Source organism: Embleya australiensis (assembly GCF_051903075.1).
In the GTDB taxonomy this organism is placed as follows: domain Bacteria; phylum Actinomycetota; class Actinomycetes; order Streptomycetales; family Streptomycetaceae; genus Embleya.
In genome coordinates, this window is record NZ_CP182423.1 from 1,443,787 (window position 1) to 1,464,935 (window position 21,149).

Consider the following 21,149-nt stretch of genomic DNA (forward strand, 5'->3'; position numbering starts at 1 on the left):
CGGGGGCGGTAGCGGCACCGATCGTGTGCATGTACCTGCACTCGACCCTGCCCGCCCCGGGTCCGCGCTGCCAGACCTCCGTTCCGCTCAGGACCGCCGTTCCTACCACTGCCAGGGTCAGTCTCGGCCCCCGCACTCGTCCGCCCGGCCGTGGACAATGAACGACATGAACGGCACGAACGACGTCCACGACCGCATCGGTACGGACGAGGCCGCACGCCCCGGCGGCGGGCGGTCGATCGATCCGCGCGACGGGATCGGCGAGTTCCTGCGTACCCGGCGGGCCCGGCTCGGCCCGGAGGACGTCGGGCTGCCGGTGACCGGGCGGCATCGGCGCGTACCGGGGCTGCGCCGTGAGGAGTTGGCCCAGCTGGCGGGGGTGTCGGTCGCCTACCTGACCCGGCTCGAACAGGGCAAGGGCCACAACGTGTCGACCGAGGTGATCGACGCCATCGCCCGGGCGCTGCGGCTGACCGAGACCGAGCACGCCCACCTCACCCACCTGTCCAAGTGCCGGCACCAGCCGCACCGGCGCTACACCGCGTCGCGGCGCCAGCAGGTGCGGCCGGGCCTGCGGGCACTGCTGACCGCCATGGACACGATGCCCGCGTACGTCACCGGTCGGCGGCTGGACGTGCTCGCCTGGAACCGCCCGGCGGCGGCCCTGTTCGGCGACTGGGACGAACTCCCGGACCGGGAGCGCAACTGGGGCCGGCTGGTCTTCCTGAACCCCGGGTACCGCCGCCTGTTCGTGGACTGGGAAGCGAAGGCGGTGGACGTCGTCGGCACCCTGCGCCTGGACGCCGGCTGCTATCCCGACGACCCGCGCCTCACCGCGCTGGTGGGCGAACTCTCGGCCGGGAGCGAGGAGTTCCGCCGGTTGTGGGCCCGGCACGACGTCCAGGAGCAGAGTCACGGCAGCCGGCGTCTGCACCACCCCGTGATCGGCGAGCTGACCCTCCCGTTCGAGACCCTGCGCCTGCCCGACGACCCCGAACAGTGCCTGACGATCCACCACGTCCCGACCGACCCGATCGCCGCGGAAAACCTGCGCCTGCTCGCCAGCTGGGGCACCGACCCGACACCGCAGGAGCTACCGAACCGACACCCCTGACCGGCACGCGCCGGGCCGACGCCCCCGACAGTCATGGACCGGGTCCGACGCTCCCCGACCGGCCACGCGCCGGGCCGACGCCCCCGGCCGTCACGGACCGGGTCCGACGCTCCCCGACCCTCACGAGCCGAGTCGACGCCCCCGGTCGTCACGGGCGGACCCGACGCCCCCGGCGTCACAGGCCGTGCCGACGCTCCCCCAGCACCTTCTCGCACACCCGCGCCTCGTTCGCGGCCGAGAACACGTCCCGGTATGCGGCCACCGCGCGCCGGGTGTCCTCGGCGACCAGGTCGGCGTTGATCTGCGCGCCCGCCGCCGCGCCTCCGGCGCCCGCGGCGCCGACCTGCGCCATCAGGTCGGTGACGTTGCCCGCGACCCAGACCCCGGGCACCTCGCTGCGTCCGGTCGGGTCGGCGGGGACGTACTCGCCCGCCCCCGACGGATGCGCCACCGCCCGCAGGCCGAGGCCGGCCAGGAAGTCGGCGCGCGCCACCATCCGCGTGGCCACCGCCAGCGCGTCGCGCTCGATCAGCGTTCCGTCCGCGAGCCGCACGCCCACCAGCCGGTCGTCGACGACCTCCACCGAAGCCACCTCGCCGGCCACCACCCGGATCCCCCGGGCCGCCAACTGCTCGGCCTCCTCCTCGGTCGGCGGCGCCGTGGTGTGCGGGAAGAAGGTGATGTCGTCGCTCCACTGCCGGAACAGCAACACCTGGTGCATCGACAGCGGCCCGCTCGCCAGCACGCCGATCGCCCCGTCGCGCACCTCCCAGCCGTGGCAGTACGGGCAGTGCAACACGTCCCGCCCCCACCGCTCGCGCAGCCCGGGGACCTCGGGCAGTTCGTCCACCAGCCCGGTGGTGACCAGGAGCCGCCGGGCCCGCACGGTACGCCCGTCGGCCAGCGCCACCGTGAACCCGTCGGCCTCCCGGGCCACCGCGTCCACCTCGCCGGTCACCACGTGGCCCCCGTATCCGCGCACCTCCGCCCGGCCCCGCTCGACCAGTTCGGCCGGCGGCATGCCCTCCCGGGCCAGCAGGCCGTGCACCCCCTCGGCCGGGGCGTTGCGGGGCGCGCCCGCGTCGATCACCACCACCGAGCGGCGCGCCCGGGCCAGCATCAGCGCCCCGTTCAATCCGGCGGCACCGCCACCGATCACCACCACGTCATAGCCGTCCATCAGTCGATCGGTCATTGCGACCACCTCCGATGACGACCATGCGACGCATCCGCGATTCCGGCAACGTTACTTGCCGATATGGCAAACTCGACGGCATGGACGACGATCTCGACTCCGCCCTCACCGCCGTCGGCCCGCGCCTGCGCGCACTGCGCCGCGACCGCCAGATCACCCTGGGCGACCTGGCGGCGGCCACCGGCATCTCGGTGAGCACGCTGTCCCGCCTGGAATCCGGCTCCCGCCGCCCCAACCTGGAACTGCTGCTCCCGCTGGCCCGGGCACACGGGGTCACCCTCGACGAACTCGTCGACGCCCCGCCGACCGGCGACCCGCGCATCCATCTGCGTCCGATCACCCGCTTCGGCATGACCATGGTGCCGCTGACCCGCCGGGCGGGCGGCATCCAGGCGTACAAGCTGGTCATCTCCGCCGGCGGCCTGCGCGGGGAGCCCGACCCGCAGACCCACGAGGGCTACGAGTGGTTGTACGTGCTCAACGGGCGGTTGCGGCTGATCCTGGGCGAGCGGGATCTGGTGCTCGCGCCCGGCGAGGCGGCCGAGTTCGACACCCGCGTGCCGCACTGGTTCGACGCGGTCGACGCCCGACCGGTGGAATTCCTCAGCCTGTTCGGCACCCAGGGCGAGCGCGCCCACCTGCGCGCCCGCCCCACCACGACGACGCCGGGGAGCGCCTGACCCCGGTCGCGACGACCGACGGCTACCCGGCGATCGACTGCTCGGCGCGCACGTGGGCGACCAGCGCGCTGGCGTGGCCGTGGCCCAGGCCGTGCTCGGTCTTGAGCCAGGACACCAGCTCCATGTGCTTGGTCAGCGGCGAGGAGCGGACCAGGCCCAGCCACTCCTCGATCGGCCGACCGTACTTCTTCTCGATCGAGGGAAAGTAGGTCGCCGGGCCCTTCGGCTTGTCGCTCATGTCCGTATTCCTCACGCGGTCGTTCCGATGCCGTCGAGGGTAGGACCGCCGGCCCACCGCGAACTCATCGGTATGCCGGCGGAGGTCCGGGTCACACCCGATTCACCCGGCGGTGGGCGGCTACTTCGGGACGGTCCGGAGTTGCCCCCATCGCGCGCGGCGTGCCGTCCTTCTCCACGATCCAGGACCGCCCCTCCCGCGTCGCAGTCGCGGAGCCGGATCGGCGTGCCGTTCGCGTGAGCCGGCCGCCCGACGGCGCCACCGCGCCACCGGTGCACCGGATGTCCCGGGTGCTCTGCCGTTCGGGACATCCGGCCGCCCCGAGGGGTGTTCACGCCTCGCGCGGCCGCCGCGGAGTACCCGAGTGCGACCCCGCCCGCGACGGCCCGGCGGCGGATGATTGGGTGGGGTGTCCCCGACGGATGGCGCGTAACGTCGGCGGGCGGCCGGGACGCGCGCGCGAGAGAAACGGCACGGCATGGCGGAGGCGGCGTTCATCCGTTTGTTGTGCCACGCCGACGCCGCCGAAGTGGAGGCGGTGGCCGAGCGGTTGGGGGCCTCGACCCGCGGTGGGCTCGTGGCCGGGGCACTCGGCAGCCCCGACGCCCTCCTGGACTGGATGTACGCGCACGGCGACGACTTCGACCGGATCGTACTGGCCGGCGATCTGGAGTTCCGGGCCGAGCCGGGGCAGCTCACCCACTACGACAGTCCGCTGTGGGACCTGTACCGCCGCGCCGACCCGGAAACGAACGCCCTTCTCTACCAACCCGATTCGCCGCTGATGTGCCGGCTGATCCTGGCCGGCGGTCCACCCGGGTGCCTGCCGCCGACCGAGCGGGTGGCGGCCGGGCTCGTGCCGGTCGGACCGGTACCCGTGCATCCCGCGCTGCGGGCCCGCCTGCTCGCGACGACCGAGTACACGGTGCTCGCGCCCGCCGTGGTCGCGGCCGATCCCGACCTGGTCCGGCACACGCTGCGCACGCTCGGCGCCGACGGTCGGCTCACCCGCGCCGAACGGGCTCTGGCCCTGCTGCGGTTGTGGGACCTGGAGGGGCCCGATGCCGTGCGACCGTGGACGCGCGACCTCGACGGCGCCTATCGGGGACTGCACCGGCAGATGCGCGAAGCGCTCGACCGGCCCAAGGTCCGGGCCGATGTGGAGACCACCATCCTCGACGCGGCCCGACCGGAGGGCTTCGCCCGGCGGTTGCGAGCAATCGAGGACCCGTCGCGCTCACGCCTGTCCCCGGCGGTGAACCGGGTCATGGTCGCCCCGCACACCTTCGCGTGGGGCCCGGTCCTCGACGCCCACCACCGGTCGCCCCTGTTCTCCGACGACGTGGTCTGCCTCGTGCGCCGGTACGGGCTCGACCACGCGGCGCTGCGGGCGCTGGTCGGCGTCGGCCCCGACGGCCGGCCGCGACTGGAGCGGTGGCCCGCGGCCGAGGGCGCCGACGACGGCGACCTCATCGCCGCCCTGTTGGACGCGTGCGAGCCCACCCGTACCGCCGACGCTCCGGCCGCGGCCGACCTGGTCGCCGAGGCCGCGCCGGCGTGGGCGTTCCTGGAGAACTACGTCCAGGCCGCGGCGCGACCGGCGACGCAGCGACGCCGGCGGGAGCGTTTCGCGCTGGTCGACGCCGAACTGGCCCGACTCGTCCGCGACCGGCTCGGCGACGACGTCCCCGGGTGGCTGCACCTGGCCCGGCTCGGCCCGGAGTACCCCGGCACCCTGCGCGATCTCCTCGACGCGGCCGTGGCGGCGGCCGACGGCCCGGACCCCGCCCCGCCGATCTGGGCCGACTACCTCCGGCCCTACAGCCACGACTCCGGCCGGCAACGCCACGCCGCGCTGTGCGCACTGTTGCGCGGGACCGCCCCGGACACGATCGCGCGCGTCGCCGCCCACCTGCCGCCCGAGTTCACCGCCGACCTGTACGGCCGTCCCGGCGGCGCCGACGTCGACGCCGCGCTGCTCGCCGCCGGCGCACCCGCGGTCGACGTGGGAATCTTCACCCGTCCGCGCACCTCGCCGCGGGTTCGGGAGCGGTTGCTCCGCGACCCGGCCCGGCTGCCCGCGCTGCGCCGGACACTGATCGCCATCGCCGTCGAAGACCCGACCACCCGGCCGTCCCGGCACTATCGCGACCACTACCGGGCAACCGTCCACGAGTCGCTGCACGCCTACCGCGCGGCACTGGCCGTCGGAGACTCGCGCGTCACCGCCATGCTCGCCCAAAACACCCTGCACCCGGACGGCGCCGACCACGCCCGGGAGAGCCTCGGCACGGACCCGAGCGGGGTGGTCGCCCGGGCGGACCGGGCGACACCCGCCGATGCCGATCGGCTTCTGGCGGAAACCATCACCGACTGGGAGGAGCGAGCCCGGGCGGGCGGCGTGGTCGAGTTGTTGCCGAGCCTGGGCGCGCGCGGCTTCCTGGAGACCGTCGCCGACCCCGGCTGGTCGGCGATCCTCGCCGCGCACCGCGCCGAACCGCTCTCCGTCAAGGCGCTCGAAGTGCTCGCCGACGTCCGGCCGGACCTGCCCGAGGAACCGACCCGGGCACTGGCCGAACACGCCGGCGAGTACTGCGACCTGGCGGAAATCGCCCGGCATGCGTGGCCCCTCGCTCGCGATCTCCTGCGCGCCGTGTACCCGTTCCTCGACCGGCGCCGATCCGCCGCCGATTGGCCCGGGTTGATCACGAACGCCCTCGCCGACGGCGCGGTCGACCCCGAGCAGTGGCTTCGACACGGCCGACCCGCCCGCGTCGTGCTGCGCACGTTGACCGACGCGCCCTACGGCGTCGTCCCCCGGGCGGTCGACGAGGCCCTGGACCTGCTCGTCGCCACCCACCTGGCGGGCAGCCCCGACGCCTGGACGACCGCGTACGCGATGTTGCCGGACTTCACCGGCACGGTGAGCGAACTGCTGTCCACCGCCCGCACGGCGACCGGCACGTAGGCGTCGGCACTCGCTCCCGCGCCGGTCAGTGCTTCGCCCGCTCCCGGTCGCGCAACCAGGCGAGCAGTTCCGGGACGTCGGTCTCGATCAGCCCGAAGTGCGCCCCCAGGCTGCCGCCGTCGGCGACCCGCGCATGGATCCGGTAGACGATGTCGTTGCCCAACTCGCCGAGTTCGGCCACCAGTCTGGTGCTGTACGCGATCTTGACCCGCTCGTCCTGCTGCGCGTGCGAGACGCGGATCGGCACCGGGATGGACAGGGCGGGATTGGTGCGCTCGACCTGGCGCACGAACTCCCGCTGATGCGGATTGGGATCCTGGGTGAGGCTGCCCCGGAACTGGGCATTGCCCTTGATGCCGCCCCACGCCTCGCACGCGGACAACTCGACCCGGCATCGGTCGTCGGCGGCGGTGAACAGCGTGTACGCCTCGGTGCTCAGCACCTCCAGCGCATCGATGGCCGGCCGCTCCTCGGTCGCCTCGGCCCGGGAGCCGATGATCGCGCCGGTGAGCAGCAGGGGTGTGAAGGCGAGGCCGCCGGTGTAGCCGTCGTAGTCGCTTCCGGCGATCAGGTCCTCGACGATGTGCGAGGCCGGGGCCAGGGCCGCCACGCCGAGCAGGGTGAACTCCGGGATGCGATCGGCATGGTGGGCGGCGAACAGCGCTCCCTGGCCGCCCTGGGAGTGGCCGACGAGGGCGAACCGGTCGGAGATCACCGGGTACAGCCGGCGCGCCGCGCGGACCAGGTCGAGCACGCCGTGCGCCTCGGATCGGCCCAGCAGGAAGGGGTGCGGGCCGGGTGTACCCATGCCTTCGTAGTCGGTCATCGCGACCGCCCAACCGGCTTCGAGCAGCGCGTTCAGCAGCACGTGTGGGGACTGGTTGATCTCGTGGTGCTCGGGGAGTTCGGCCGCGATCTCCTCGTTGTCGCGCGAGGGGGCGCACTTGTCGCCCAGTCCGAGGGTGCCGTGCGCCCAGCCGATCAGCGGATGGCCGCCGTCGGGCGCGGGCGTGGGCGGCAGCGCGACGATGCCGGACACCGCGATCGGCGTACCGTCGACGGCTTCCGAACGATAGAGCACCAGTTCGTTGTGGCTCGCCGAGCGGAGCGCGGCCACGCCGGTGAGCGGGCGGGATCGGATCACGTCCCCGTACTCCCCCGGCGGCAGCGGGACGGGCGGAACGTAGAAGTCGTCGCCCTCCGGCGGTACGACCCGTTCGGGTGCGGTCATCGCGACCCCGCTTTCCGAGAGGTGTGCCGGTCGCCCTGCCGGCGCGCGGCGCGTATGGGGTCATCCTGGACACCGCCGCCCGCCGGCGAGGCCCACTTGACCAAACTCGGCTCGAAGCCACCCGCGCCCGGCCGCCGGAGCGGGTCGGGCTCGGCGTGGCGGGATCCGGTGAGCCGGAAGGCGGGCGGACTTGGCTAGCATCGTGATCACCCGTCTTCACGCGCGCCGTCGCCCGGAGTGACCTTGCTGGTATCCGATAGCCCCGAGGGTTCCCGCTGGGGCACCCTGCGGACCGACTTCGAAGTGCTCGCCGTCGTCCGCACGCTCACCTCGGCCACGCGTCTGCTCGACGTGCTTCCCCTGCTGCGTCCCGAGCACGGCATCCAGGTGTCGTTCACCGTCAACCCCGGCTCGGCGTTCGCCAACGGGCTTCCGGAATACCTGGGTTCGCTCGGTGTACGGGTGTTGTCGTGGGCCGAGGCGACGAGTCGTCGCTTCGATCTCGCGGTGGCGGCGGCGGTCCACGCGGACATGCGGCACCTGGACGCGCCGCTGGTGGTGATGCCGCACGGCGCCGGGTACAACCGCCTGGTGCCGGCGTCGACGGGGGACGGCGAGTCGCCGGCGGGCTTGTCCCGGCGGGAGTTGACCCACGACGGGCGGGTGTTCCCGGCCGCGATCGGGCTGTCCCACGAGGAGCAGTGGGAGTTGCTCGCCCGCACGTGCCCCGAGGCGCTGCCGGTCTCGGTGGTGATCGGCGATCCGTGCTTCCACCGGATCGTGCTCAGCCTGTCCCGGCGGCGGCGCTACCGGCAGCCGTTCGGCGCGGTGCACGGTCGGCGGCTGGTCGTGGTCAGCTCGACCTGGAGCGAGCATTCGCTGCTGGGCCGGCATCCGGAGCTGCCGCTGCGGCTGATCGGCGAGTTGCCGGCGGACGAGTTCGTGGTGGCGGTGGTGCTGCACCCCAACGTGTGGAGCTATCACGGGCCGTTCAACGTGCGGGACCGGCTCCTGGCCGACGCGCTGGACGCCGGGTTGCTGATCGTGCCACCCGAACGGGGTTGGCAGGCCGCGCTGATCGCCGCCGACTGGGTGGTCGGCGACCACGGTTCGGTGTCGTTCTACGGCGCGGGCCTGGATCGGGTGACGCTGCTCGCGGCGACCGGCGAGGGGGAGCTCGATCCGGCGTCGCCCACGGCCGCGTTCGCCCGGGAGGCGCCCCGGTTGGACCCGGACGGGGATCTGTACGCGCAGCTGCTCCGGACCGCCGAGGAGCACAAGCCGGGGGCGCTGCACGCGATCACCGCCCGCTCGTTGGGTTCGATCGGCGAATCGCCGCGCCTGCTGCGGGATTTGCTCTACGCGCAGCTCGGCCTGCCGGCCTCCGCCGAGGAGCCGGTCGTACGGCCGGTCGCCGATCCGCGCCCGGAGTTCGGCGGCGGTCCCACCCGGTGGGATGTGACGGGTTCGGTGGTGCCGGACGAGGCGACGGCGACGGTGGCGGTCCGGCGGTTCCCGGTGTTGCCCGGGCACGACGAGGCGCGGGGGTTCTACGCGGTGACCGCCGACGAGGTGGATCTCCGGCGCCGCGCCGGCGCGGAAGTGGTGGTACGCACCGACCCGTTCGCGGAACCGGCCGCGCCCGTGTGGGCGGCCGAGACGGCGGCCGAACTGCCGGGGCTGAGCGTGGCGGTGGCCGCGCTGGACGAGGGCCGGCATCTGGTGCGCCTGCGCGGCGGGACCCTGCTGGAGGCATCCACGGTGCGGACGTGGGGGACGAACCGGCCGTGGCTGGACCCCGTGCTGCTCGGCTGCGCGCTGCATCTGTGGGCGATGGCCGGCGGCCGTCCCGCGACGCTGCGCGAGGGCATCCGGATCCGCACGGGCGAGCGGGAGGTGGAGGTCGCGTTCACCACGGACACCCCGGGGCCGGGGACGGAGCCGAGCCGGGGCTGATCGGCATCGCCACGGCGGTGGTTCGGGGCGGTTCCAGGCCCGAACCCGGTGCGGCCGTCGCTCGGGCCCGGCCGGCGCTCAGAGTCGGTCGGCGCTCAGAGTCGGTCGGCTCCCGGCTCGGGCGCCGGTACGCCCAGTTCGCGGTACAGCACGCCCAGTCGGGTCCGGCCGTGTTGCTCCAGCTCGGCGTCGCCCGCCTGTACCGCGACCTCGACCAGCGCCTCCAACGCCTGGGCCTCCTTGACGTGTTGCCCCAGCCGCGCGGCCGCCCGCACCGCCTCGGTCAGACTCGCGACGGCCCGGTCCGTGGCGCCGAGGGCGTGCTGGACCCGGCCGCGCACGATGGCGATCCTCGGCCGCATCGCCTCGTCGCCGGCCGCCTCGGCCGTGGCCAGCGCCTCGTCCAGCACCCGCAGCGCCTCGTCGGGCCGACCGGCGGCCAGCAGCGCCCCGCCGAGGTTGTAGCTCTGCACCACGATGCCGTGCGCGTCGCCGGTATTGGCCTCCCGGGCCCGGGTGAACGAGCGCACCGCGTCCTCGGGGCTCGACCGGGCGAGGTGCAGCAGGCCCTGGGTCTCCCACACCACCCCGCCCAGGCGCGGGTCGGACACGATCGGCAACAGCTCCTCGGCCCGCCGCAGTTCCGTCTCGGCCCGCTCGTGGTCGCGCAACTCGTGAAACGCGCGGGCGAGTTGATTGCGCATCCGGACCTCGGCATCGGGTCGGCGCTCCCACTGCGCGGCCACGATGCCCAGTTGGTGGCTCTCGATCCAGTCGGCGTAGTGCTTGCGGCTGTGGTACAGCGCCCACAACGACTCGCACAGGCGCCACACCGCGTCGTACCACCCCCGGCTCGCCGCCGCCCGCAGCACCGCGAGCAGGTCGGCGCGTTCGGCGTCCAACCAGTCCAGCGCCTCGGCGCGCCCGGCGAACCGCGGGGCGGTCGACGGAGCGGCCGATGCCGTGGTCGCGTCGCCGCCGAGCCTGAGCCGGGAGCCGAGCACGAGGCGGTCGGCGGCGTCGGCGGCGAGCAGGTGATACGCCACGATGCGGCGCAGCGCAGCCTCCCGTTCCGGCTCCGGATCGCGCAGCGCGTGCCGCCGGGCATGCAGGCGGGCCAGGTCGTGAAAGCGGTGGCGCTCCTCGCCGGTGCCGTCGGGGTCGATCTCCTCGACCAGGTGGGCGTCGACGAGTTCGTCCAGGTGTGCGGCGGCGTCGGGTTCGCCGGTCGCCGCCGCGGCCAGGGCCGGGGTGAAGGTGGGGCCGGGGTGGGCGGCGAGCATGCGATACAGCCGCTGGGCCGCCGGCGAGAAGCTGTCGTAGACAGCGTCGAACACGCGCTCCACGTGCACTCCCTCGTGGTTGGCCAGGGCGTCCAACCCGTGCTCCGCGTCGCCGAGTTCGGTCAGCACGCGGTCCACGCTCAGTCGGCGGCGCCGGATCAGGCGCGCGCCCACCGCGCGCAGCGCCAGCGGGAGCCCCCCGCACAGCCGCACCAGTTCGGCCAGTTCGCCGTCGGCGGCGCGGCCGTCGCCCAACCAACGGCGGATCAGCAGCGTGCCGGCCGGGACGCTCAGCGGGTCCAGGACCACCGCGCGGGCGCCGTCCAGGATCAGCCCGTCGATGCGGGTCCGGCTGGTGGCGATGACCATGCCGGAGGCGGGCAGCAGGGCGCGGACCTCGGCGGCGTGCCGGGCGTTGTCGAGGAACACGAGCAGTCGGCGGCCGGCGGTCGCGGAGCGGAACGTGGCGGCGCGCCCGGCCAGGGTGGGCGGGATGTACGCCTCGTCGACGCCCAGGTCGCGCAGGAACGCGCCGAGCACGCTGCCGACGTCGATCGTGCCCTCGAACCGGCTCTGCCCGAGGTCGACATAGAGCTGTCCGTCGGAAAAACGGCCGGCGGCGCGCGCGGCCCAGTGCGCGGCGAGCGCGGTCTTGCCGACGCCGCCCAGACCGGTGAGGGCGACCACGCCGGGGCCCGGTCCGCGAAGTGCGCCGGCCAGGACCTCTTCGAGGGCGCGGAGTTCGGCGTCGCGGTTGACGAAGTCGCGATGCGAGGGCGGGATCTGTCGGGGGATCAGCCGCGTCGGCACGGGCGCGAGGGCGACACCGCCGAAGTCACCTCCGGGCGGCGCCCGATGGCCGTCCCCGTCGGCGAACCCGTGTCCGGGACCGCCGCCTTGGGCCGGCGTGTCCCGTGTGTACTCGCCCCGATCGCCCACCCGATGTCTCCTCCGCAACGACCGGACCCGCCGACCCCAGGATGGCCGTTGGCCCGCCGATCCGACACCGGACACGCCCATTCCCGACCACTCGAATCATCACCGAACCGCGACCGGATCATGCCTGCGGGTGACCGAAGGGACGCCGCGACGGGGTCTCGATCCCGATCCCGGCGTCAGCCCCGATCCCGGTCCGGGTCGTTGTCGAGCGCCCGGGTGGCGGCCGCGGCGACCACGGCGGTGAGGCCGGGTTGGTCGGTCGGGGGCAGGAGCGCGTTGCGCGGGGTGTTCTCGATCAGCGCGTACACGGCGGCGACCCGGGCGTGGCCGGTGATCGCACGGCGGGTGGTGGTGGCCGCGGTGAGCAGGCCCGGGAGGGCGTGCAGGGGGCGTGGCCCGGTGGTCGTGGCGCCGAAGGCGGGCGGGGTGTCGGGACGGGCTCGCAGGACCGGGACGCCCGGGGGCGGGGTGGCGAAGGCGGTGAGGTCGACGATCAGGTCGGCGCCGTCGGCGATCGTGTGCAGCGCGTCGGCACCGTGGGTGAACGGATCGAACAGGGTCAGGTCGGCGATGCCGCAGGCGATCAGCAGTCCGGCGAGGTCGCCGCCGGCGGCGGGGTCGACCACGATCACCCGGGCGGAGAGCGGGTTGAGGCCACGGTTGACCAGGGCGTTGACCGTGGCGGCGGCGGTGGCCGGCGCGAGGCCGTCGTTGATCGTGTCCAGGAGCAGCACCGGCGGGGTCGGGCCGAGCGCGGCGTGCGTGACGGTGACCCGGTCCAGGCGGGTGTGTACCAGCACCGCAGCGGCGAAGCCGGGGGCCAGGATGCGTACCGCGCGCGCGATGTCGGTGACGTCGGGGGTGGCCACGGGCAGCGGGAAGACGTCGAGCCCGGTGGCCCGGCGCAGGTGCACGGCCTGTGATTCGAGGGCGGGCAGGACCGCGTCGGCGGGCAGTTCGTCGAAGCCCAGGACGGCGCTGGCGTCGCTGATCAGCGCGACGCGGTGGCCGCGTCCGGTGTAGCGGTCGGTGTGTTCCGGGTGTGCGGCCAGGTGCGAGACCACCCGGCGGTCGGCGTCGGCGTCCAGGAGCGCGACGTCGTGTCCGGTGCTGGTGGCCGCGCATACGCGCAGGGTGAGTTTGCCGGTGGAGGCGGTGGTGAAGACGGGGTCCTGGGCGTGCAGCAGGTCGGCGCCGAGGCGGCGCGCGAGGGTGCGGGTGAGCCAGGCGAGGGTGCGCGGGCCGTCGGCGTCCAGGGTGATCCGCCGTGCGCCGGTCACGTCCGGTTCGTCCGCCCGGCGGGCGACCGTGCCGGGGGCGTCGGCGAGCACGCTCTCCACGATCGCGTCGGCGTCGGGCGGGATGTGGATCCGGACGCTGTAGGCGGGATTGGGCACGGGCCGCTCCGCGCCGCCCCGTCCCCGGCTCAGCACGGCGAACTCCCGGACCCATCGGCCGCTGCGGTGGCCGGGGATGCTCCGGGCGTCGCCGCGCGCAGGTCTTCGAGCAGGCCCACCTGGTCGGTGAGCAGCCCGGTGAGGATCCCCCGCGCGACCGCGAGCAGGTCGGCCACGCGCGGACTGGTCAGCGTGTAGTAGACGGTCGAGCCCTCGCGGCGGCTGACCGCCACCAGGTTCGCCCGCCGCAGCACGGCCAGCTGCTGGGACAGCCGTGAGGCTTCGATGCCGACCTCGGGCAACATCTCGGCGACCGCGTACTCGCGCTCGCTGAGCAGTTCCAACACCCGGATGCGGGCGGGATGGCCGAGCGTCTTGAAGAACTCGGCCTTCATTTCGTACAGGGGTGTGCTCACCGCTCCACGTCCTTCCCGCGCGCCGTGCCCGGCCGAGACCGGCGCACGCCGAGGCATGCTCCTCGCATCTGCGCGGATTGAGCAATCGCACACCTTAGCAAGTCCCGGCGCAGCCCGGCCGCCCGGCTCGGGCGGCGGGGGCCGTCCGGGCCGGGCGTGCGGGGTCACCCGGGCCGGGTGTTCGGCGTTACCCGAGGACGTCCTCGTGGTTGTGGACGACGAGCCAGCCCTGGGGGAAGCGGCGGGCCACGGCGGTGTTGCGGATGTGTTCCGAGGGCAGGACGGTGCCGTCGGCGGCGGGGGCGAAGTCGACGCGCAGGTTGTAGCGGGCGAGGGCGGTGTCGTCCCAGATGTCGATCACCTCGTCGCTCGCGTGGATCCCGGTGACCACCGGGGCGTCGGGGCCGACCGGGCGCTCGGCCCGGATGCGGTCCAGGTCGGCGCGGCCGAACAGGAGTTCGGGGGCGGCCGAGTCCCAGATGGTGGCCTCGGGGTGAATCCGGCGGTCGATCCGCTCCCGGTCGCCGGCCGTGAAGCCGGCGTAGATGTCGAGCAGGGCGCTCCACACGGCGGCGCGGTCCTCGGCCGACCCGGCGGGGCGGTGGGCGTCGCGGGAGGTGGCAGGGGTGGTCATCGGTGCGGGTTCCTATCGGAGAGGGCGGGCGGCACGCGGGAGGTCAGACCGGTACGTCCTCGCGGACGACCTCGCCCTCCAGCATCACGAAGGACATCCGGCCCATCGCTCCGAGGTCGCTCAGCGGGTCGCCGTCGACGGCGATGAGGTCGGCCGCGTAGCCGGGGGCGATCCGTCCGAGCCGGTCCTCGGCCCGGATCAGCCGGGCCGCGGTGACGGTGGCCGCCTGGAGCACGCGCAGGTTGTCCAGGCCGCCCTTGGCCATCAGGTACATCTCGTGCACGACGGCGGACACCCCGTCGACCCGGTCGCCGGGTGGCACGTCGGTGCCGTTGACCACCTGTACGCCCGCCTCGACCGCGCGCCGGAAGCTCTCCTGGTGCGGCGCGATGGCGTTCTTGGCGTTGACGACGGAGCCCTCGTCGAAGTGGTTGTCCCGCATCCAGCCCAGCGAGTTGGTCACGCACAGCGTCGGGGTGACGAACGCCTCGCGCTCGGCGAGCAGGCGCGCGGTCTCCGCGTCGAGGGCGTAGATGTGCTCGAACGAGCGCACGCCCAGTTCGACGGCCTGGCGGATCGCGGCGGACTCGCCGGCGTGCGCGACCACGTAGGCGCCGTGCTCGTCGGCCGCCTTGACCGTGGCGGCGATCTCCGCGTCGGTCATCTCGGCGTGCTCGAAGTCCTCGCCCTCGCGGGCCAGGCCGGAGTTGATGAAGATCTTGATGTGGTCGGCGCCGGCCTCCAGTTCGCCGATGGCGGCGTGGTAGAAGGCGTCCGCGCCCTTGACGTAGACGCAGTCCGAGCCCTCGCCGTGGCCGCCCGGCGTGGACAGCGCACGCCCGGCGCCGAATACGCGGGGGGCGCGGATGAAGCCCCGGGCGCGCGCCTCGCGCAGCACGAAGTCGATCCGGTTCTGCTCGTGCACGCACCGCATCGTGGTCACCCCGGCGTGCAGCGCGTCGGCGGCCCGCTGCGCGGCGCGGAACGCGGTCAACTCGGCCGGTTCGTCCTCGCGCGTCTCGGAGAAGGGGAAGACGATCGACATGTGCGAGTGGCACGTGATCAGCCCGGGGAGCAGGTGCCGCCCGCCCAGGTCGTGGACGTCCGCGTCCGCCGGCGCGGCGGCGGCCACCTCGACGATGACTCCGTTGTCGATGTGCACGCTGCGATCGCGCAGGACCTCGCCGGTGACAACGTCGACGACGTGACAGTTGGTCAACCACATGGGTGCGGTCACCCGACTTTCGTGAGAGCGGGAGCGAGGATCGAACAGGCGGCCCTGCGCTCCGGGAGGAATTCCACCAGTGCGGGCTCGTCCACCTCGCAGGCGTCGGTGGCGATCGGGCAGCGCGGGTGGAACCGGCAGCCGGTGGGCGGGAAGGCGGGGTCGGGGACGTCGCCGGGGAGGTCGACGGGCAACTCGCCGCTGCCGTCGGCGCGCGGCACCGCGGAGATCAGCGCCTTGCTGTACGGGTGGCGCGGGTCGTCCCACACCTGCGCGGTGGGGCCGCTCTCGACCACGGTGCCCAGGTACATCACCGCGACGGTGTCGGCGATCTGCCGCACGATGGACAGGTCGTGCGAGATGAACAGCAGGCCGACGTTGCGCTCCCGGGCCAGGTCGAGCAACAGGTTGGCCACCGACGCCTGCGCGGAGGCGTCCAGGGCGGCGATCGGCTCGTCGGCGACGATGCACGACGGCTCGGCCGCCAACACCCGGGCGATGGCGATGCGCTGGCGCTGCCCGCCGGAGAACTCGTGCGGGAAGCGGTCGTCGAACTCGGCGGCCAGGCCGACGCGTTCGAGGAGTTCGCGGGCCGTCTCGCGGCCGCGTTCGCGGGTGCCACCGGCCAACACCACGGCGTCGGAGATCTGTTCACCGATCCGGCGGCGCGGGTTGAGCGAGGCGTAGGGGTCCTGGAAGACCATCTGCAGGCCGCGCTGGTCGCTCGGCCGCGGCTTGAGGCCCAGCGTGTCGACCGCCCGGCCGTTGAAGGTGACCCGGCCGGCGGCGGGCTTGAGCAGCCCGACCGCGGCCTTGCCCAGGGTCGACTTGCCGCAGCCGGATTCGCCGACCAGGCCGACCACCTGCCCCGGGGCCACCGCCAGACTCACCCCGGCCACCGCGCGCACGTGCGGGCGGCCCGGCGAGCGGTAGGTCACGGACAGGTCGTGCAGCCGCAGGCCGACGTCCTTGCTGGTGACGGTGAGGTTGGAGGTGGAGAGCGCGGTCATGGGGTACCCACCTTCGAGGCGGTGACGGCCAGGGGGTCGATCGGGCAGGCGCCGGCGTGGGTGGGGGTCAGCGCGAGCAGGTTCGGCCGCTCCTCGGCGCACGCGGCCACGGCGTGCGGGCAGCGCGGGTGGAACGCGCATCCGCTGGGCGCCTGGCCGAGCTTGGGCGGCGAGCCGACGATCGGCACCAGCGCGGCGTTGCCCCCGTCCGGGTGCGGCAGCGCGTCCAACAGGCCCCGGGTGTACGGGTGTCGGGGTTCGCGCAGCACGTCGGCGCGCGGCCCGCTCTCCACGATGCGGCCCGCGTACATCACGCTGACCCGGTCGGCGAGGGCGGACATCACGCCGAGGTCGTGCGTGATGATGAGCACGGACAGGCCGTTCTCCCGGCGCAGTCGGTCCAGCAGGCGCAGGATGCCCGCCTGGACGGTGACGTCCAGTGCCGTGGTGGGCTCGTCGGCGAGCAGCAGCGCCGGGTCGCAGGCGAGCGCGATGGCGATCGCGATGCGCTGGCGCATGCCGCCGGAGAACTGGTGCGGGTAGCGGCCGAGCGCCCGTTCGGGGTCGGGGATGCGCACCGTGGTGAGCAGTTCCACCGCGCGGGCGTTGGCCGCGCGCTTGTCCAACTTCTTGTGGTGGCGCAGGTGTTCCGTGAGCTGCTTGCCGACGCTGAGCATCGGGTGCAGCGAGGTCATCGGGTCCTGGAAGACCATCGCGACCCGGTTGCCGCGCAGGTCGCGGACCTGACGCGGGGTCATCTTCAGGACGTCGTCGCCCTCGACGAGCATCTGCCCGGCGGCGGTGCCGCCCTGCGGCAGCAGGCCGAGCAGGGCGAGCGCGGTCATCGTCTTGCCGGAGCCGCTCTCGCCGGCGAGGCCGACGATCTCGCCGCGCCCGACGGTGAGGTCGACGCTGTCGATGGCGCGCAGCGGGCGCCCGTCGGGGCCGGGCAGTTCGACGACCAGATCGCGAATCGCCAGCACGGGTTCCGCACCGGATATCGACTTCTCGCGGGTCGAGGCGGCGGGCGTCGAAGCGGGGTTCTCGTTCATCTCCGTCACTTTCGGAGTCACTTTCGAATCGCCCGGGCCGTACGCGGGTCGAGCGCGTCGCGCAGGGTGTCGCCCAGGAAGTTGAAGGCGAGCACCGAGAGCAGGATGGCCGCGCCGGGGAAGACCGCGACCCACCACGCGTCGAAGTTCGCCGATCCGGCGTTGACCATGGCGCCCCACTCGGCGGCGGGCGGTTGCGCACCCAGGCCGAGGAAGGACAGTCCGGACAGCAGCAGTACCGCGTTGCCCAGGTCGAGCGCGGCGAGCACGGCGACGGGCCCGGCCAGGTTGGGCCGCAGGTCCACGGCGAGTACGCGCCATCCGGAGGCGCCGAGGAGTCGGTCGGCCTGGACGAAGTCCGATTGCCGCAGCGTCAGTACCAGGCCGCGTACCACGCGGGCGTAGGTCGGCCAGCTGACGATCACCACGGCGAGGACGGCGTTCGTCAGGTTCGGCCCGAGCGCGGCGACCACGGCCATGGCCAGGATGATCGCCGGGAAGGCGAGTACCAGGTCGGCGCAGCGCATGACGACCATGTCGATCCAGCCGCCGAAGTACCCGGCGACCGCGCCCAGGACGGTACCGATGACCATCGCCAGGACCACCAGGAGCAGCGCCAGCGGCAGCGAGATCCGGGTGCCGTGGATGACCCGGGACAGGATGTCGCGGCCGAGTTGGTCGGTGCCGAACCAGTGGTCCCCGGACGGGGATTGGTACTTGGGCCACTTCTGCGCGAGGGGGTCCTCGGGGGAGATCAGCGAGGCGAACACGGCGGCGAACAGGAAGACGCCGATGATGGCGAGGCCGGTGACGGCCAACGGGCTGCGCCAGGGCGACTTCCCGGCGCGCCGGGGCTTGCGCCGGGGGGCGTCGTCGTCCGGACTGGGGGTGCGGTCGGCTCCGAGCCGATCGCCGAGGAACAGGCGCGTGGCGTTCACGAGAGGCGAATCCTCGGGTCGATGACCCCGTAGAGCAGGTCCACGAGGAGGTTGATCACGACGTAGACGACCGCGACGAACAGGCAGACGCCCATGATGGACGGCAGGTCCAGGTTGAGCGCGCTCTTGTAGGCGTACTGGCCCAGCCCCGGCCACGACAGCACGTTCTCGACGAGCACGGTGCCGGCGAGCATGCCGCCGAAGGTGAGTCCGGCGACGGTCAGGATCGAGGTGAGCGCGGGGCGCAACACGTGCCGACGGATGACCGTGCTCTCGGGAAGTCCCTTGGCCCGGGCGGCGCGCACGTAGTCGTTGCCGAGGGCTTCGAGTACGGCGGCGCGGGTGAAGCGGGTGAGCACGCCGATGTTGAAGGCGGCCAGCACGCAGGCGGGCAGGATCATCCGGGAGAAGGCCTCACCGAAGGTGCCGGTGTCGCCGACCAGGAGCGAGTCGAGCGTGTAGAGGCCGGTGATCTCGTCCGGGGGGATCGCGCCGGGGGAGAGCCGACCGCCCGCCTGGATCCAGCCGAGCTTGAACGAGAAGACGTAGAAGGCGACTTGGGCGAGCCAGAAGACCGGCATGGACACGCCCGCGAGGCTGACCACCCGGATCACCCGGTCCGGCCACCCGTTGCGGGTGACGGCGGCGACGATGCCCAGACCGACGCCGATCACCAGGGCCAACACGATGGCGAACAGCGCGAGTTCGATGCTGGCGGGGACCTTGTCGGCCAGGTCGTCCCACACGGGTCGGTGGGTCTGCTGGGAGGTGCCCATGTCGCCCTGCAGCAGGTTGCCCAGGTAGGTGAAGTATTGCGAGGGCAGCGAGTCGTTGAGCCCGTTCTTCTCCTTGAACGCGGCGACCGCGGCCGGGTCGTTCTGGGCCCGGTCGCCGAGGTTCGCGGCGACGGGGTCGCCGGGCACGGAGTGGGTCAGCACGAAGGCCAGGATGGTGATGCCCACGCACAGCAGCAGACCGATGGACAGGCGCACCAGGACGAACCTGGCGAAGGGGTGGGAGCCGCGCGCGGCCCGGGGCCCGGGGGCCGCACCCCCCGTGGGGGATGCGGCCGCCCGGGAAGTGCCGGGTCGGGCGGTGGGGTCAGCCGAGCTTGTCGACATCGATGTACCAGATCGGGTTGTAGCGCAGGTTCTTGACCGAGTTGTTCGCGGCGATCACCTGGGCGGGCTGGAGCAGCGGCATGAAGGGGCCGGTCTTGTTCATCGACTCCTGCAACTGCTTGTAGGCCGTCACGCGTTCCGCGTCGGACGTGGCCGTCTTGGCCTTCTGCGCCAGGCCGGACACCTCCGGGTTGGCCTCGGCCTTCCAGCCGGCGCGCAGGCTGACCAGCTCGCCGGGGGTGAAGGCGAGGTAGTCGCTGGCGTCCGGGTAGTCGGCCTGCCACCACCACAGGCCCATCGCCTCGGAGCCGTTGCGGTACGAGTCGAGCGCGGTCTGGGTGGGGGCCGGCTTGAGGTTGATGGTGATGCCGACCTCCTTGAGGTTGGCCTGCACCCGGGCGGCGAGGTCGCCGAAGTTGATGCCGTTGATCGTCACGTCGGACGCGTAGTACAGGTCGACGCTCGGGTTGTTCAGCCCACCCCTGGCCAACGCGGCCTTGGCGCGCGGGATATCGCGCTGGACGGCCTTGCCCGGGTCGAGCGCGCCGGTGAAGAAGCTGGGCACGATCCCGGCCGCCTGGGCGGATCCGGCGCCGGCCACGTCCAACAGGCTCTTGTAGTCCAGGCCGTAGCGCACGGCTTCCTGGAAGTCCTTGTTGGAGGTGGTCGGCGAGATCGCCGGGTTGTCGTTCGTGAACAGGAACGCGGTGGTGGGCGTGGGCTGTTGCAGCACCTGGGCCTGGCCCTTGACCTTGACCGCCTGGTCGGGCGACATGTCGAGGGAGATCTGGCTCTCGCCGCTGAGCACGTTCAACTGCTGGGTGTTCGCGGGCACGTTGCGCACCACAACCTTGGCGTACTTGGGCTTGGCGCCCCAGTAGTTCTCGTTGCGGGTGAGGATGACCTCGGTGGACACGTCGTACTTGGTGATCTTGTACGGACCGCTGCCCTGCGAGTCGCCGTTGAGGAACTGCTCGGCCTTGTCGCCCTGGTCGGCACCGGCCGCGTCGGAACCGCCGTGCGCGGCCACGGTCTTGGAGTTGACCACGCCGAGCGCCGGGGTCGCGATGCGGAAGGGCAGCGCGGGGTCGGCGGCCGCGGTGGTCAGCACCACCGTGTGCTCGTCCTTGGCGGTGGCGGTCACGCCGTCCAGCAGGAAGGCCGGGTTGCCCTTGAGGTTCTTGACCCGGTTGAAGGAGAAGACGACATCCTTCGCGGTGACCGGGGTGCCGTCGGAGAACTTGGCCTCCGAGCGCAGCGGGAAGGTGAAGGTCTTCGCGTCGGGCGAGGCCTCGTAGGAGGAGGCGAGCAGCGGCACGGGCTTGGTCACGTCGCCGTTGGCGAAGGTGAGCAGCGTGTCGTAGACGGGCCGGGTGACCATGATGCCGGTGGGCTCGAAGGTGCGGCCCGGGTCGGCGGTCTTGAGGCTGAAGGAGGTGTCGACCACGAGGGTGCCTCCGCCGCCTCCGCCCTTGTCGTCGGTGTTCTTCTTCGCGCCGCCGCACGCGGCGAGCATCATGGCGGCGGCCACGGTGACCGCGACGGGCGCGGCGGCGCGTCGCACGGCCCGGCGGCGGGCGGATCTGCTGCCTGCCGACCTGCCCGCGGTCGTGCTGCCGCTGTTGTCCCCGATGGCTTGATTGCCCTGCATGGCGCACCTTTCTCAAGGCACCCGATCGGCCGATGACGGAACCGAGTGTTTGATCTGGCTGAACGGTGGGCTCGAAAGTAGGCGCGGGCCGAGGTGGTGGT

17 protein-coding genes are annotated in these 21,149 nt (G+C 73.2%); 4 read left to right on the top strand and 13 right to left on the bottom strand.

What is annotated here, in order from left to right; all coding sequences use genetic code 11:
- Positions 1-166 precede the first annotated feature (166 nt).
- The gene (locus tag ACMXN5_RS36550) at positions 167-1,114 is read left to right on the top strand and encodes an MmyB family transcriptional regulator (protein WP_439679191.1); all 948 of its coding nucleotides are present in this window, start codon (positions 167-169) and stop codon (positions 1,112-1,114) included.
- Between the two features lie 175 nt (positions 1,115-1,289).
- Here the strand turns inward: ACMXN5_RS36550 and ACMXN5_RS36555 are convergent, their stop codons facing one another.
- Entirely contained in the window at positions 1,290-2,309 is a 1,020-nt protein-coding gene (locus ACMXN5_RS36555) for an NAD(P)/FAD-dependent oxidoreductase (protein ID WP_439679192.1), read from the bottom strand.
- 80 nt (positions 2,310-2,389) lie between these two features.
- Here ACMXN5_RS36555 and ACMXN5_RS36560 point away from each other — a divergent pair, with 80 nt between their 5' ends.
- Positions 2,390-2,989, top strand: a complete 600-nt coding sequence (locus ACMXN5_RS36560; protein ID WP_439679193.1) for a helix-turn-helix domain-containing protein — start codon at positions 2,390-2,392, stop codon at positions 2,987-2,989.
- Between the two features lie 22 nt (positions 2,990-3,011).
- On the opposite strand, the gene ACMXN5_RS36565 is transcribed toward ACMXN5_RS36560, so the two are convergent.
- A complete protein-coding gene (locus ACMXN5_RS36565) occupies positions 3,012-3,227 on the bottom strand; it encodes a DUF4287 domain-containing protein (RefSeq protein ID WP_439679194.1) in 216 nt (71 codons plus the stop codon).
- Between the two features lie 478 nt (positions 3,228-3,705).
- On the opposite strand from ACMXN5_RS36565, the gene ACMXN5_RS36570 reads away from it, so the two are divergent.
- A complete protein-coding gene (locus ACMXN5_RS36570) occupies positions 3,706-6,195 on the top strand; it encodes a hypothetical protein (protein ID WP_439679195.1) in 2,490 nt (829 codons plus the stop codon).
- A gap of 25 nt (positions 6,196-6,220) precedes the next feature.
- Here ACMXN5_RS36570 and ACMXN5_RS36575 read toward each other — a convergent pair whose 3' ends face one another.
- Positions 6,221-7,426 (bottom strand): alpha/beta fold hydrolase, encoded by a 1,206-nt coding sequence (locus tag ACMXN5_RS36575; RefSeq protein WP_439679196.1) that lies wholly within the window; start codon positions 7,424-7,426, stop codon positions 6,221-6,223.
- Between the two features lie 243 nt (positions 7,427-7,669).
- Here ACMXN5_RS36575 and ACMXN5_RS36580 point away from each other — a divergent pair, with 243 nt between their 5' ends.
- Entirely contained in the window at positions 7,670-9,382 is a 1,713-nt protein-coding gene (locus ACMXN5_RS36580; protein ID WP_439679197.1) for a hypothetical protein, read from the top strand.
- Between the two features lie 95 nt (positions 9,383-9,477).
- On the opposite strand, the gene ACMXN5_RS36585 is transcribed toward ACMXN5_RS36580, so the two are convergent.
- From ACMXN5_RS36585 to ACMXN5_RS36630, 10 genes are all read right to left on the bottom strand, one after another.
- Positions 9,478-11,604, bottom strand: coding sequence for a tetratricopeptide repeat protein (locus tag ACMXN5_RS36585; RefSeq protein ID WP_439679198.1), 2,127 nt, complete (start codon positions 11,602-11,604; stop codon positions 9,478-9,480).
- Positions 11,605-11,780: 176 nt separating this feature from the next.
- Positions 11,781-13,001 carry a malic enzyme-like protein gene (locus ACMXN5_RS36590; protein WP_439679199.1) on the bottom strand — a complete coding sequence of 407 codons (1,221 nt, stop codon included), beginning with the start codon at positions 12,999-13,001 and terminating at the stop codon, positions 11,781-11,783.
- 29 nt (positions 13,002-13,030) lie between these two features.
- Positions 13,031-13,417, bottom strand: a complete 387-nt coding sequence (locus tag ACMXN5_RS36595) for an ArsR/SmtB family transcription factor (protein WP_439679200.1) — start codon at positions 13,415-13,417, stop codon at positions 13,031-13,033.
- 187 nt (positions 13,418-13,604) lie between these two features.
- Complete coding sequence (locus ACMXN5_RS36600) at positions 13,605-14,051, bottom strand: DUF4440 domain-containing protein (RefSeq protein WP_439679201.1); 447 nt, start codon at positions 14,049-14,051, stop codon at positions 13,605-13,607.
- Positions 14,052-14,094: 43 nt separating this feature from the next.
- Complete coding sequence (locus ACMXN5_RS36605; RefSeq protein WP_380009453.1) at positions 14,095-15,288, bottom strand: amidohydrolase family protein; 1,194 nt, start codon at positions 15,286-15,288, stop codon at positions 14,095-14,097.
- On the bottom strand, positions 15,285-16,286 hold the full coding sequence (locus ACMXN5_RS36610; protein ID WP_439679202.1) for an ABC transporter ATP-binding protein: 1,002 nt from the start codon (positions 16,284-16,286) through the stop codon (positions 15,285-15,287). Before ACMXN5_RS36610 ends, ACMXN5_RS36605 begins: the two co-directional genes overlap by 4 nt.
- Positions 16,283-17,338, bottom strand: coding sequence for an ABC transporter ATP-binding protein (locus tag ACMXN5_RS36615; RefSeq protein WP_439679203.1), 1,056 nt, complete (start codon positions 17,336-17,338; stop codon positions 16,283-16,285). The genes ACMXN5_RS36610 and ACMXN5_RS36615 overlap by 4 nt, the downstream gene beginning before the upstream one ends.
- A gap of 17 nt (positions 17,339-17,355) precedes the next feature.
- Entirely contained in the window at positions 17,356-18,276 is a 921-nt protein-coding gene (locus ACMXN5_RS36620; protein WP_380009462.1) for an ABC transporter permease, read from the bottom strand.
- Positions 18,273-19,268 (bottom strand): ABC transporter permease, encoded by a 996-nt coding sequence (locus tag ACMXN5_RS36625; RefSeq protein WP_395796089.1) that lies wholly within the window; start codon positions 19,266-19,268, stop codon positions 18,273-18,275. Before ACMXN5_RS36625 ends, ACMXN5_RS36620 begins: the two co-directional genes overlap by 4 nt.
- A gap of 109 nt (positions 19,269-19,377) precedes the next feature.
- On the bottom strand, positions 19,378-21,048 hold the full coding sequence (locus ACMXN5_RS36630) for an ABC transporter substrate-binding protein (RefSeq protein WP_439679204.1): 1,671 nt from the start codon (positions 21,046-21,048) through the stop codon (positions 19,378-19,380).
- Between the last annotated feature and the right edge of the window lie 101 nt (positions 21,049-21,149).

Bases quoted from the DNA above. Each gene is read 5' to 3' on its own strand.
- ACMXN5_RS36615 (WP_439679203.1), bottom strand. From the start codon at position 17,338: ATGAACGAGAACCCCGCTTCGACGCCCGCCGCCTCGACCCGCGAGAAG.
- ACMXN5_RS36555 (WP_439679192.1), bottom strand. From the start codon at position 2,309: ATGACCGATCGACTGATGGACGGCTATGACGTGGTGGTGATCGGTGGC.
- ACMXN5_RS36570 (WP_439679195.1), top strand. From the start codon at position 3,706: ATGGCGGAGGCGGCGTTCATCCGTTTGTTGTGCCACGCCGACGCCGCC.
- ACMXN5_RS36565 (WP_439679194.1), bottom strand. From the start codon at position 3,227: ATGAGCGACAAGCCGAAGGGCCCGGCGACCTACTTTCCCTCGATCGAG.
- ACMXN5_RS36575 (WP_439679196.1), bottom strand. From the start codon at position 7,426: ATGACCGCACCCGAACGGGTCGTACCGCCGGAGGGCGACGACTTCTAC.
- ACMXN5_RS36560 (WP_439679193.1), top strand. From the start codon at position 2,390: ATGGACGACGATCTCGACTCCGCCCTCACCGCCGTCGGCCCGCGCCTG.
- ACMXN5_RS36630 (WP_439679204.1), bottom strand. From the start codon at position 21,048: ATGCAGGGCAATCAAGCCATCGGGGACAACAGCGGCAGCACGACCGCG.
- ACMXN5_RS36610 (WP_439679202.1), bottom strand. From the start codon at position 16,286: ATGACCGCGCTCTCCACCTCCAACCTCACCGTCACCAGCAAGGACGTC.
- ACMXN5_RS36600 (WP_439679201.1), bottom strand. From the start codon at position 14,051: ATGACCACCCCTGCCACCTCCCGCGACGCCCACCGCCCCGCCGGGTCG.
- ACMXN5_RS36550 (WP_439679191.1), top strand. From the start codon at position 167: ATGAACGGCACGAACGACGTCCACGACCGCATCGGTACGGACGAGGCC.